Annotated in this window: 8 protein-coding genes; 1 reads left to right on the top strand and 7 read right to left on the bottom strand. The window is 53.9% G+C overall.

The genetic code is table 11. The annotated features are described in order from the left end of the window. Positions 1–4: 4 nt before the first annotated feature. Positions 5–1,171 (top strand): response regulator, encoded by a 1,167-nt coding sequence (locus tag EKO24_RS02335; RefSeq protein WP_143733140.1) that lies wholly within the window; start codon positions 5–7, stop codon positions 1,169–1,171. Positions 1,172–1,330: 159 nt separating this feature from the next. Here the strand turns inward: EKO24_RS02335 and EKO24_RS02330 are convergent, their stop codons facing one another. The 7 genes from EKO24_RS02330 to EKO24_RS02290 form a co-directional block, all read right to left on the bottom strand. Further along, positions 1,331–2,686 (bottom strand): FAD-dependent oxidoreductase, encoded by a 1,356-nt coding sequence (locus EKO24_RS02330; protein WP_127027095.1) that lies wholly within the window; start codon positions 2,684–2,686, stop codon positions 1,331–1,333. 178 nt (positions 2,687–2,864) lie between these two features. Then, positions 2,865–3,911: a coenzyme M biosynthesis enzyme XcbE gene (gene xcbE, locus EKO24_RS02325; protein WP_127027094.1), complete on the bottom strand. Its 1,047-nt coding sequence runs from the start codon at positions 3,909–3,911 to the stop codon at positions 2,865–2,867. Positions 3,912–3,925: 14 nt separating this feature from the next. Next, positions 3,926–5,293: a 3-sulfopropionylcysteine synthase XcbD gene (gene xcbD, locus EKO24_RS02320; RefSeq protein WP_127027093.1), complete on the bottom strand. Its 1,368-nt coding sequence runs from the start codon at positions 5,291–5,293 to the stop codon at positions 3,926–3,928. Between the two features lie 328 nt (positions 5,294–5,621). Beyond that, positions 5,622–7,211: a GMC family oxidoreductase gene (locus EKO24_RS02310; protein ID WP_127027092.1), complete on the bottom strand. Its 1,590-nt coding sequence runs from the start codon at positions 7,209–7,211 to the stop codon at positions 5,622–5,624. A gap of 638 nt (positions 7,212–7,849) precedes the next feature. After that, on the bottom strand, positions 7,850–9,364 hold the full coding sequence (gene xcbC, locus EKO24_RS02300; protein WP_127027091.1) for a 2-phosphosulfolactate phosphatase XcbC: 1,515 nt from the start codon (positions 9,362–9,364) through the stop codon (positions 7,850–7,852). Beyond that, positions 9,364–10,233, bottom strand: a complete 870-nt coding sequence (gene comA, locus EKO24_RS02295) for a phosphosulfolactate synthase (RefSeq protein ID WP_479680435.1) — start codon at positions 10,231–10,233, stop codon at positions 9,364–9,366. Before comA ends, xcbC begins: the two co-directional genes overlap by 1 nt. Then, positions 10,226–11,140 carry an XcbA family protein gene (locus EKO24_RS02290; RefSeq protein WP_127027090.1) on the bottom strand — a complete coding sequence of 305 codons (915 nt, stop codon included), beginning with the start codon at positions 11,138–11,140 and terminating at the stop codon, positions 10,226–10,228. Before EKO24_RS02290 ends, comA begins: the two co-directional genes overlap by 8 nt. Positions 11,141–11,142 lie beyond the last annotated feature (2 nt).

Genomic DNA, 11,142 nt, shown 5'->3' with positions numbered 1-11,142 from the left:
AACCATGATAGACGCACCCGGCTCTCTGGAAAAAGCAACTGTGTTGGTAGTGGACGATACCCCGGACAACCTGGCCTTAATGAGCGGATTGCTTGAGGACGACTACATTGTCAGGCTTGCCAACAGTGGCGAAAGGGCGCTCAAGATTGCGCGGTCCGACACGCCCCCCGACCTGATTTTACTGGATATTATGATGCCGGAGATGGACGGGTACGAAGTATGCCGGCGGCTACGGACTGAGGCAAAAACGCGAGACATTCCGGTAATTTTTTTGACGGCAAAATCCGAGGTTAACGATGAAACCAAAGGTTTTGAACTGGGCGCGGTCGATTACATTACCAAGCCTATTAGCCCTCCGATTGTCATGGCGCGGGTCAAAACCCATCTCGGCATGAAAAAAATGCATGATTTTTTGAAAGATCATTCCGCATTTCTTGAAAATGAAGTTTCCGAGCGCACCAAAGAGATCACAGCCATTCAGGATGTGACGATATTGGCGATGGCCTCGTTGGCGGAAACGCGCGATTCCGATACCGGTAACCATATTCGCCGTACTCAATATTACGTCAGGGCGTTAGCGAATAAGCTGAAAAATCATCCGCGTTTTGCGCATTTCCTGACTGAGCACAATATTAATATGCTGTTTAAATCGGCGCCCTTGCACGACATCGGCAAAGTGGGCATTCCGGACCGCATCTTGCTGAAGCCGGGACGTTTTGAAGCGCATGAAATGGACATCATGAAAACGCATACTACCTTAGGCAGGGATGCGATCCAGCAGGCCGAGGACGCGCTCGGCATCGAAGTCGGGTTTTTGAAAATGGCCAAGGAAATTGCCTACAGCCATCAGGAAAAATGGGACGGCAGCGGTTATCCGCTGGGACTTTGCGGGGACGACATCCCGATTTCGGCGCGGCTGATGGCGGTGGCGGATGTGTACGATGCCCTGATCAGCCGCCGCGTCTATAAGAACGGCATGCCGCACGAACAAGCGGTACACATCATCATTGAAGGCAAGGGCAAGCATTTCGATCCGGACATGGTGGATGCCTTTTTAGATTTACAGGAAGAATTCAAGGCAATTGCGGCGCGCTTTGCCGACTCGGACGCGGACATAGATAAGAAAGCCCAATATCTGGAACAGGCTATCGCCGAACAAATCAAGCTCTAAGTTAAATGCTGCTTCTGCCGGAAGAATGACGTTAATCACCAAGCACACACGTTTTCTCGTTGTCGACGATAAACAACCCATCGCGGTAATATCAAGCCAATTCAGAGTGTAGTGATCGGAGTTTCTGCTTACGTCCGTCGAGGGATTTCCCAAGCCTATTTACCGAGCCGCCAATTTACCGTTTAAAACGCCTGCCGCTACGATGATCGGCGATAGTACCGGACTGAAAGGCGGCGAGTAAGCAAGGTCTGCATTCTCAAGATCGGAACACGTCAGCTTACCCAGTAATGCGGTGGCGGCGATGTCGATCATTTTATCGACACCCTCAAAACCAACCGCCTGGGCGCCCAATAGCCTGCCGTCTTTCCGGTCGGCGATCAGTTTTAACGAAAAGCCTTGTCTGCCGGGGTAGTAGCGCGCCCGGTCGCTGCCTTCGGTCACAATCGAAATCGGATCGAAGTCTGATTCCAGCGCGGATTGCTCGGATAAGCCGGTCATTGCGACGGTCAATTTAAAGGTCTTGAAGATGGCCGTGCCGAAAATGCCGGGGAAACGGGCGTCTCCTCCGGCAACGTTTTCCCCGGCGACGCGGCCTTGTAGATTGGCGATATCGCCCAAAGGCATCCATGTTGCCGCGCCTGTTATCCGGTTGATGGTTTCGCAACAATCGCCGGCCGCATAAACGCCCGCTACGTTGGTTGCCATGCTTGAATCAACTTTAACGGCTCCGGTGACTCCGAGTTCAATGCCGGCCTGTTTCGCCAGTTCCGTATTGGGTTTCACGCCAATCGCGATCACGACGAGATCGGCAGGCACGGTTTTTCCGAGTTCAGTCTCCACGGAAGTTATCCTGCCATTGCTGCCGTTAAGTTTGGCTAGACCGTCGCCGAGTATTATTTCAACCTGGTTTTCCAGCAAATGGTCATGTACGCGCTGAGCCATTTCCGGGTCGAATTTCGGCAGAATACGGGGCGCCTTTTCGATAATGGTGGTTTTTATATTTAGTGCATGAAAAGTTTCGGCTAGTTCCAGGCCAATATAGCCGGCCCCGATGATAACCGCCTTTTGCGGCAGCAATGCAGGTAACAGCGCTTTGAATTGCGCCAGGTCGGAGATATTGCGCAAAGTCAGCACGCCTTCCAGCGTTATGCCTTCAAGATTCGGCACTATCGGACGAGCGCCGGTCGCGATAATCAATCGATCATAGCTAACGGTAAAATTCGTATTGTCTTGCAGGTTCCTTACGCTGAGTTGTTGTTTGCCGGTATCGATGCCAAGCACGCGGTGCCGTATAAAAACCCGGATACCGTCCTTCGCAAAATCTTCAGGCTGCCTGATGATGACTTTCCGTTCGTCGGCAATGACCCCGCTGATCACATAAGGCATTCCGCAAGCGGAGTAGGACACTTCGGATTCATCCTGGTACAGGATGATTTCATTATTCGGATCGACCCGATGCGCTTTTGCCGCTGCTTTGGTACCTGCCGCGACCCCGCCTATGACGATGATTCTCATATATTCCCCTGTTGTTCAATTGCGGTTAAGGCTTTGAAAATATTTTTAACGATTGCTAACTATTCAGCGCATGCTTAATAGAACACGGATGACACGGATTAAACGGATAAACACGGATTTAAAAGCGCAAATAAACTTGGCTCGAACTAAAAATCCGTGTAAATCAGTCCCATCCGTGTCATCCGTGTTCCATTTCTCTATATCCGGAATTCAACCAATCGCCGTTCCCGGCAAAAAACGCCGGCTCGCCGCCGGTATGCATAAAAACTATTTTTTTATATTGTTCAAACTGTCTGTTTTGTAGACCGTGCAGGAATCCGGCCATTGCTTTACCGGTATAGACAGGATCGAGCAAAATGCCTTCGCTACGGCCGACTTGCTTGATCGCTTCTGCGGCTTCCGGGCTTGGGATGCCGTAACCTTGGCCGATAAATCCGCCAAGAACGGGCACATCTTCTTTATGAAAGGTCCAATCCAGTTTCAATAAAGCGGCGGCTTGTGTCGCCAAATCGGCAACTTGCCGGCTGACCTCTTCCGGCTCCCGGCTGACGGTATAACAGAGCATTTTCCAGTGCAGCTTCAACAACCTGATGCCCAGCAGCCAACCGGCATAGGTTCCGCCGGAACCCACTGCCAGTACGATCGCATCGGGTTCCATACCTTGACTCAGACATTGCTGGTAAAGCTCGAAAACCGCCAGCACATGGCCCAACACACCCATCGCACAAGCGCCTCCGCGTGGGATTTTATAAGGCCTGTGACCCTGCTCGCGCAAGTTAGCCGCAACCTGATGAATATGGGTATCGACCGACGCTCTGTCATCGTCACCGGTAAAATGGAATTGGGCATTCAACATATTGGTCAGGCGGTAATTTCCGTCCATCACCGCAGGCGGCTTTCCCCAATACACCGCCGTACAACCGAGCCCTGCATGAGCCGCGGTTGCCGCTGTCGCCCGCACATGGTTGGACTGTACGCCGGCGCCTGTTACCAGGTAATCGGCGTTCAGCGCCAAAGCCTCGGCCAGCATCACTTCCAAACCGCGTATCTTATTGCCGCCCAAACCGAAACTGATCAGGTCGTCGCGTTTAAACCAGAGCTCGGCGTCGCCAAGCGTTTCCGTCAACCGGTTCGCCCGCATCAGATGGGTTGGATAATGGGCGAGAATATGCCGGGGTATTTGGCCGGCGACACGTTCGATAACAAGATGTTGGTGGGTATTCATGGCAATCGACTTTTCTAAGGTAAAGATATCCGTGCAACGACTTGCTCAACCATGGTTTCGCAAACTCCAGTGCTGTGTTCGGGATTGAACAGCGCCTCTATCTCGTCATGTCTTAAAATAGCGCCGATTTGCGGATTATTCAGAAGCGCCTGTTTAAGATGCAGTTCTTCGCTTTGGGCTTGCATCGCCAGATCGTAGACAAGCCGGTGCGCGCTTTGCTTGCCCAGCGCCTTCGCCAGCGCCAGCATCACCGCTTCGGCATGGACAAAGCCTTGGGTTGTCTGGATATTGGCGAGCATCCGCTGCGGATTGATCTGCAAATCCTTCAGCAGCAGCTTCAGCAACGCCAGGGATTTGCCGGTCGCCAGCGTTGCGTCGGGAATAATAATCCATTCGCCTTTCCATGACCGTCCGTCCCGTTCATGGCTGTGAACGAGATTTTCCGCCATATGCGCGGCGTGATGCCTGACTACCCGCGATAAGGTGCCGAGATGCTCGGAAATTTCCGGGTTGCGTTTCTGCGGCATCGTGATGCTGCCGACCGCCCCGCTGACAAATCCTTCGCTCAATTCGCCGATTTCAGGCCGTTGCAGATTGACGACTTCCTGGCCGATCCGATCGCCTGTGGCAGTCATCATTGCTAATAGATTAACCCATTCGGCATAGCGATCGCGGGTGCTGGTCCAGGAGATGGCCGGCGCATTCAAGCCCAAACGCTGTAACACGGTAAGTTGCAAGGCCAGCGCGTCGGGGCCCAAGGACGACAGGCTGCCGACGCCCCCGCAAAGTTGGCCGACATTAAGGCGCGATTTAAGCTCAGTTAAACGTTGGCGATGACGCTCCAGCTCGTCCAGCCAAGTGGCGGCTTTAAAACCGAACGTGATCAATAACCCCGGCTGAGCATGCGTGCGCCCGCACATCACGGTCTGCCGGTGCAGCCGCGCCAGATCGATCAGGATCCGCTCTATTTCGATAATCTGCGCTAAAAAATGCTCGTGAACTTTTAGTAAAGTACGGACGGTATGGATATCGGTAATATCCTGAACGGTTGCGCCGTAACAGAGCCATTCGCCGCCCGCGGCTCCGTAGCGCTGTTTGAACGCATTGATCAGGCCCACCAGGGAATGATTGGTTTTTGCAAAGCCTTCGGCCGCTTCCTGTAAAAAAGCTTCGTCTATGTCGATGTTTTCGTAAGCCCGTCTGATCTCTGTTGCGGCTTGTGCCGGAATCAAGCCGAACTCGGCCTGCACCTCAGCCAGTACGGTCATGACTTCAAGCCAGCCTTTGATTTTGTTTTGCTCGGTAAATAAAGGGCGTAACTCCGGGTCGGCCCAGGACGGGCCGTAAATCGTCGAATCATTGATATGGACTGAATCAATCATAAACTGATTTCCTTATTAACTGATGTTACGCATTCAGTCGAATTTAGATTTAAGGCGTCGCTAGCGCGACAGTTTGCTTGAATCGGGTTCTCGCACCCGAAGGCGAGATACTTTTCTTTGCTCCGCCAAAGAAAAGTGGCGGCCCGGTTGCCGCTTTTATCCTGCGCTCCTCGCTTTTGCCGAGGGTCAGCAGAAGGGGCTCCTGCCCCTCTGCTGACGTGCGGCATCCCTGCCGCACCCCTTACGGGCCATTCTCGGCAAAAGCTCAGGTACTCGGCGCGGCAAACGGGAGAAGTACGCTCTGTACGTAACATCGGTTATTAAATCCTTAGTCTTGCCGAATCAAGTCGGCCGCTTTTTCCGCGATCATGATGACCGGGGCGTTGGTGTTGCCGCTGACTATGGAGGGCATGATGGACGCGTCAACTACACGCAGACCGTTGACGCCATTGACTCGTAGCCTTGGGTCGACCACCGCCGTCGCATCGGTTCCCATTCGGCAGGTCGAGGTCGGATGCCAGGTGGTCGATGCCGTGCGCCGTACGAAATCCTCCAAGCCCGCGTCGTCGCGGACAGTGATGCCCGGCGATAACTCAACGCCCCTGATGTCGTCAAAAGCATGCCCGTGCAGGATTTTAAGATTCCAACGTACGCCTTCGACCAAGCAACGAAGGTCGTCCGGATCGCTGAAATAACGAGGATCGATGCGCGGACGGTCCAACGGATCGGCCGAAGACAGCGTTATCTCGCCGGTGCTGCGCGGCCTGTTGACGTAAGCGGTCAGGGCTATGCCGTGACGGTTCGTCGATCCGGCTTCAGGATACTCGGGCGTTAAGTTGCCGAATAAAAACAATTGCAGGTCGGGATGAGTCACGTCGGGACGGCTATTGACGAAAGCTCCAGCTTCCAGAAAATTCGAAGCCAAAGGACCGGTTTTGGCGTATTCGTAACTGCGAGCGGCCGCCATTTTTTCGTCTTCCGGCAGCGGCGCGAAAGTTAAAGCTTGGGTCAGTTCGCAACGCACTCGGGCATGTATATGGTCTTGCAGGTTTTTGCCGACTTCGGGCAAATCCATGCGCACGTCGATGCCGAGTTTTTCAAGCTCCGAAGCCGGCCCCAACCCCGACAGCATCAGTAATTGCGGCGAGCGGAAAGCCCCGCCGGATAAGATGACTTCGGCACCGGCATGAGCCTGTTCGGTCATGCCGAAACGCAGATATTGCACGCCGCTTACCCGGTTACCGGTGAACAGCAGTTTCGTGGCTTGCGCATGGCTGATCACTGTAAGGTTAGTGCGAGTCCGGGCCGGATTCAGATAAGCCGCAGCGGTGCTGCTTCGTGTGCCGTTGACAATATTTCTTTGCAACGGTCCGCAGCCTTCCTGCCGCTCGCCGTTAAAATCGGCATTGAAAGCAATACCCGCTTGTTGCGCGGCCGCAAGATAACGCTCGGATACCGGGCTTAATTTCGAGTGGCTGGAAACTGCCAGCGGTCCGGATTGGCCGTGATAACGGTCGGTAAACGTTTCATTCGTTTCCGATTTGATGAAATAAGGCAGCACCTCGTCATAACTCCAGCCGGTGTTGCCGAGGCTGGCCCAATGATCGTAATCGTTGCGATGGCCGCGGATATAAATCATGTAATTGATCGAACTTGAGCCGCCCAAGACTTTTCCTTGCGGGATGTAAATGCGGCGGCCGTTCATATGTTGTTGCGGCACGGTCCGGTCGCTCCAATCGTAGGGGCTGTCCTGCAATTGTGAAAACAATGCCGGAGTGCGGATAGTCGCGGCATCGTCTTCGCCGCCGGCCTCAAGCAGCAGAACTTGGCAATTTGAATCCTCGCTCAGGCGATTGGCAAGGACGCAACCGGCGGAACCGGCGCCAACGATGATGTAGTCAAAGGTCGATTTGGACATTGCTCAATTCCTTATACTAATGTGTCGCTAGCGCGACGGTTATTTGAATCGGGTTCTCGCACCCGAGGGCGAGATACTTTCGCTACGAAAACCATCCATGGTTTTCGCCCTGCGGGCCAGCCTTATCGGCTGTTCAAATTCGCTCCAGGCGAATTTGTGCTCCGCCAAAGAAAAGTATCCAAAAGAAAGGCGGCCCGGTTACCGCTTGCTTCCTGCGCTCCTCGCTTTTGCCGAGGGTCAGCAGAAGTGGCTTCTGCCCCTCTGCTGACGTGCGGCATCCCTGCCGCACCCCTCACGGGCTATCCTCGACAAAAGCTCCGGTGCTCGGCGCGGCAAACGGGATTTAATCCATGCCATCGGCACTAACTCTCTGCTCATTCTCAGATTTAGGCCGAAATAAGACCGCCCGGCGGCAGCAAGGGCGGGCGTTTCCGGCAACCGGAACTGGCGTTATGCAGAGAACAATCCGATAGGCAGACCTTCCAGGTTTTCACTGGAGCCGGTCCCGGCGGCTCCAGCACTTCCACCATCCATGGCAGTCGTAAAACCTGGAAGGTCTAATCGCCAGCAAGCGGCCAATCTACGGCTGATATTTTTCGTGCCTTTCGTGGACGGTGCGTAACATCAGTTATTTATCATCAGCCAATCGCCTTTATTGCTTGTTCCAGTAAATCGCGTTGCTTGTCTGCAATATAAGTTTTATTGGCCTGGTTTTTTTGATGATGTTTCGCCAGTTGTTCGCGGCATTCGGCGATCATTGTATTCATGCTGTCCATCGAAGTACCGCCCGGTTGTGTTCGTGCTTGCAAGGCCAGATTAGCGTCCAAGGCAGCTTTAAACTGTTGTTCAGTCAATTCGATAGATCGCCCCAGAACGGTAACGACGGCTTGCATCAGGTTTTCATAACTAAGCTCCCGTATACTTTTACCCCGGTATTCGCTAGCCAGAAAAGCCACTAAATGATGCGCGCTCCTAAAATCCAGCCCGCATTCCAACACCAGCGATTCGGCCAGATCGGTCGATAGAGCCCAGCCGACATTCACCAAGGCTTCGCCTCTGGCTGTATTGAAACTGATGCTCTGCAACACTTCCGCCATTAATCCCGCGGCATCGTTGACGGTTTGCAGGGCTTCGGGCAGGTCGCCGTAGATCAGCAATCGATTGTCGGGTTGGCCGGAAGGCGTTCTGGCCGCTGCCGCGACGGAAGTTAACAGTCCGGTCGTTTTATTGGCGACGCCCCGGATATGCGTTAACGCGAACGGGTTCTTTTTTTGCGGCATGATTTTGCTGGCGCGGGCATGTCGGTCGTCCAGCTCGACCAGGGCAAATTCTTGGGTACTGTAAACTTGCAAATCCTCGGCCAGACGGCTGAGACTGATACTGCACGTGGTCAATATGGACGCGGTTTCGATGAACAAGTCCGCTTGCCACATCGCGTCGCGGGCATGGGCGATCAAACCGTTGAAGCCCAGTAAATCCGCCAACTGCTTTCGTTCCTGCAACAACCTTGAGCCATTGGTGCTGCCGCATCCCATCGGGCTAAGGTTAAGCCGGGCCAGCAAGGCTTTCAGCCGGTCCAGGTCGCGCAATAACGGATAGGTGAAAGCCAATAAATAATGCCCGAACGTGGTCGGCTGCGCCGCCTGTAGGTAGGTGTAATCCGGCATCAGCGTCAGCCCGTGGCGCTCCGCTTGCTGAACCATAGTTCGGCATAGGTCGATTAATGTTTCGCTGAATTCAAGCAGGCATTGCCGGGTAACCAGGACGAACGCGGTCGTGATCGCTTCCCGCCGCGCCCGGCCCGCGCCAAGCCAGCCGGTGGCGTCGGTCCGTTCCGCCAGCCAAGCTTCGCGGTTGGTATAAATATCGCCTCTGTCCGGCGTCATCGAAAAAGTGTCGGGCCGGTCTTGCAGTTCGAGCAAGTGCGCCAATAAATCACGCCCTTCTTTGGCCGGGATCGTCTGTGCGTCGATCGCGCACAGCGTATGCGCAATATCGACGAGTCCCAAAGCTTCGAATAAATGGTTTTGATGGCTTAATTCGGACGCGAACACGGCATTAATTAATCGCTTGGACGGCGCGCTTTTCAGTCTGCCGCCGATTTCCAGCACTTTTTCCTGTATCGATGCCGGTTGTTGTTTATCGTTCGGCATCAGAGTTTTCCGGCCCGGTTGTTTAAACAGTTGCTTTCCACCTGGTTAGGATCCCAAACGCCTTCGCGCATCAACTTGCCGCTGACACGGTTCAGCGTGTCGAAGCGCAAACCGTTGCGCAGTGCTTCCAACGCCAGAACCTGGTCGGTCGGGATATTGCCCAGCCCGACATTCGCGCCGAATTTTTCGATAAAAAAAGCCTGTTGGGATTTAAGAGGCGCTTCCCATATCAGCGCGTCTTGTTTGTCGCCTATCAGGTCGACAATCATGCCGACATCGAAATCGTCGACATTGCCCGCGTCATCGAAGACGCCTACGCCTTGACCGCTTTCGCGCCCTTCCAAGACTACCCAAGCCGCGCCCCACTCGATATCCTCCAGAACTTCTTCGGCGACTTGATCAATCGTCGGCTGGCGTTTGGGATCTTTCTTGCCGACTTCGGTGATCGGAATCAAGCCGGCGTTTAACGCGCATTCGATAATTTTGTTGCGCCTGAAACGAGGAATCGGCAATGTGCCGTCGGAAATTTCCACCGCGCTAAAGCCCAACTCCTTGGCATGGGTCATATACACGCGGCAATGATGTTCCAGCAACGCGACCTCAAGCAAAGTACCGCCCGGAAAAGTCAGGATGTTATGGGATGCCAGCAATTGCAGTTTTTGCTGCAACAAGGCTTTGTCCATGAACACGGATGTGCCGAAACCGAACTTCCAATGATCGATATAGCGGGCAGCTACCTCCAGGATATGTTTGGTTTCGTCTAGGCTCTTGCCGACATCCATGACCATCGTGCAGCCGGTCTTGCGCGGTTTTTCGATTCGCGGATCCCGCATGCTTTTTATAATGTTTTCCCACGCGCATTCAAACATACGGATTGTTCTCCACCAGTTGGCGCAAGGCCTTTTCGATCATCGGCAAGTCCGATCCCCAAGGCACCACCGTCAAGTTCTCCTGCTGTTCAATATCGTACTCAAGCAGGCAGCATTTCAGCATGGCCGGATTGGCGTCGGGGTTGTACAGCTTGCGCGGACACATCTCCACACGGGGCGGTTCGTCTCCGTAGTAATGGCGATGAAATTGCAAACTGCGCTCGCATCCGAGCAAGGTCCAGTTTTGGCGTTGTGCCGGCCGTTCGTCAAGAAAATGAACCGGCGCGCTCAAATCCGTCAGTCCTCCCGAACGGCAGGGCACCAAATAAGCTTCCGGGCTGACCGTAGCGGCGAGATCGCGTAAATCGATCGTCTCCAATTCCAGCAGGATCGGCGGCAAGTCGGCATAACTCAACACTTGTTCGATCAGGTGATAAAGCTTTGGCGGTTCCGGCGGCACGACTTCAATCACGCGCACAACCAACGGCTTGGGACGATGAATGATATTGATATGATCGAACGTGCCGGCCACTATCGCGGTCTGCTCGGAAGAAACACGATGCCTAACGGCTAATTGAGCCAATGCGGATCGGTTGGCCGGGTCGGTAGCGGGATCGGTAATAAACACGCAGTCATCGGGAAGCGCCAAGACTTCCGCTTTATCGACCGGACTGAATAACGTTTCCGAGGTTCTGCGCTGCACGGCGGCAACGGCGTATTGCTGCCGCGAATTATGCAAAATGATGATGTCGGTGCGCCGATAGACTTCCCGGCCCAATAGATACTGCGTTATCACGTCTGCATCCATTTTCCCTTCATACGGCTGGAAGCTGACGCAACGGTACGGCAACGGTACGAAGTTAAGCTGCTGCTTTAGAGACCCGACCTGTAGAATTTGACCATTCATCG

This window comes from Candidatus Methylobacter oryzae, from assembly GCF_003994235.2.
GTDB classification, from domain to species: domain Bacteria; phylum Pseudomonadota; class Gammaproteobacteria; order Methylococcales; family Methylomonadaceae; genus Methylobacter_A; species Methylobacter_A oryzae.
Note: the sequence above shows the minus strand (reverse complement) of the source record. Positions and strands in the feature narration are given on the sequence as shown.

Bases quoted from the DNA above. Each gene is read 5' to 3' on its own strand.
- EKO24_RS02330 (WP_127027095.1), bottom strand. From the start codon at position 2,686: ATGAGAATCATCGTCATAGGCGGGGTCGCGGCAGGTACCAAAGCAGCG.
- xcbE (WP_127027094.1), bottom strand. From the start codon at position 3,911: ATGAATACCCACCAACATCTTGTTATCGAACGTGTCGCCGGCCAAATA.
- EKO24_RS02290 (WP_127027090.1), bottom strand. From the start codon at position 11,140: ATGAATGGTCAAATTCTACAGGTCGGGTCTCTAAAGCAGCAGCTTAAC.
- xcbC (WP_127027091.1), bottom strand. From the start codon at position 9,364: ATGCCGAACGATAAACAACAACCGGCATCGATACAGGAAAAAGTGCTG.
- comA (WP_479680435.1), bottom strand. From the start codon at position 10,233: ATGTTTGAATGCGCGTGGGAAAACATTATAAAAAGCATGCGGGATCCG.
- EKO24_RS02335 (WP_143733140.1), top strand. From the start codon at position 5: ATGATAGACGCACCCGGCTCTCTGGAAAAAGCAACTGTGTTGGTAGTG.
- xcbD (WP_127027093.1), bottom strand. From the start codon at position 5,293: ATGATTGATTCAGTCCATATCAATGATTCGACGATTTACGGCCCGTCC.
- EKO24_RS02310 (WP_127027092.1), bottom strand. From the start codon at position 7,211: ATGTCCAAATCGACCTTTGACTACATCATCGTTGGCGCCGGTTCCGCC.